At 66.0% G+C, this 1,420-nt stretch carries 1 protein-coding gene; it reads right to left on the minus strand.

What is annotated here, in order from left to right; all coding sequences use genetic code 11:
• The coding region (locus KIH45_RS19000) for a DUF4158 domain-containing protein (RefSeq protein WP_213177513.1) at nt 1-1,420 on the minus strand (1,420 nt) is incomplete at both ends.

The raw sequence follows: 1,420 nt of genomic DNA on the forward strand, positions 1-1,420 counted from the left end.
GACCGTCAATCTCAATGTCGGCTTCCAGAGATCGGCCCAGGGCGCGTGCTACCATCAACCTGGAATTGTGCCAGGACTCGCCCTCGAGCATCCCGCGCCGGGGATCCCCGTATCGGATGCCGGGCTTGGCGAACACATCGCGACGCTTGATCGCCAGACGCCACGCATCGATGATCGCGAAGACATAGGCCTTCGGGTCGCGCATCCTGCCATCGTCATCCAGGACATGTTGCCTCCACGCCTTCGAGACCGCAGCGATCGGTGCGCCGCGCATCTTGACGAGAGAGGACCAGTCGTCCACGCCCTTGAGGTAGCTGATCGCGGCCTTGACGTTTTTGCCACCTGGGGCAGCGTCGGTCTCGATGCGGGTAGCGATTTCAAAGAACAATCGCCGGGCGCTCCGCCATTTTGTTCGCAGTTGATCATAGGGCTTGGTCTCCGCGGGCTTGGCGATCGCCTCCACCTTGGACATGGCGGCCTCGATGTCGGGACGGGGCAACCGCTCGAAGAGCACATCTCGCCATTCATTGAGGGGCAGGGCGTCGTCGGTCAAAACCAACAGACCCATTGCGTGGAGCAGCATCGCGGCGCCATCGAGATCGCGCAGACTGCGCAGGCGGGCCTGTTTGTCGGCGGCTTCAGCCCCTTTCACCAAGTCGGCGAGCAGAGCCTCGGCCAGCTCGGCGGCGTCGTCCTGGGCCGCCGCTTCGAGCGTATGGAAGAGCGCGGCTACGGTCGCGGTTCGACGAGGCTCCTGAAGGGCGGCGATGGCCGAGGGCTTGCCGACGCGCGCTACCCGCGCGAGCCGCTCAAGGGTTGTGGCGGGAACGCCCCGCGGTGGCGCCGGCCGCAGATTGAACGCCCGGACCGCATCGAGCCGATCAAGGTGTCGGAAGAGTTCGGTCGGCATGCGCTTGGAGGGAACGGTCCGGAGCGCGTCCAGGGCGGCGAACGTGGATGTGTCGCCATCGTCAAACAGCGCGGCGATGCGCACGCGCTGGTCATCGCTCAAGCTGGCGACCAGATGGCGCCAAAGCCTGGTCCGCGCACGATCGCGGATCCTGCCAACCAGGCGCTCGACGACCGTGACGCCCGGCAGCAGCACCTTGTTGGCGATCAGCCAGGCCGCAGCTCGATCAATCAGGGGGCCGGGCCGATCGTCGCCGCTCCAGCAAAGGGCGTAGAGCCATCGGGTCAGCCGGAAACGTGCCACCGCGTTGTCGCCAAAGTCCGTGAAGCCGCAGTGCGTCCGGATGAGCGCGAGGTGCCGGATGCGTCGGCTTCCCGCAAAATAGGCGTCCACGTCCGTGCCGGGTTCAAGAGCGAGTTGTTCGATCACGGCCGCCAGGACCGACGCTGGGATCTCGGCGGGCGAGACTGGAAATGCGCCCAGAAACCGGGCGCTCGTCAGCATCACGGC

Origin of the sequence: Croceicoccus gelatinilyticus, assembly GCF_018398395.1 — a bacterium.
GTDB lineage: Bacteria > Pseudomonadota > Alphaproteobacteria > Sphingomonadales > Sphingomonadaceae > Croceicoccus > Croceicoccus gelatinilyticus.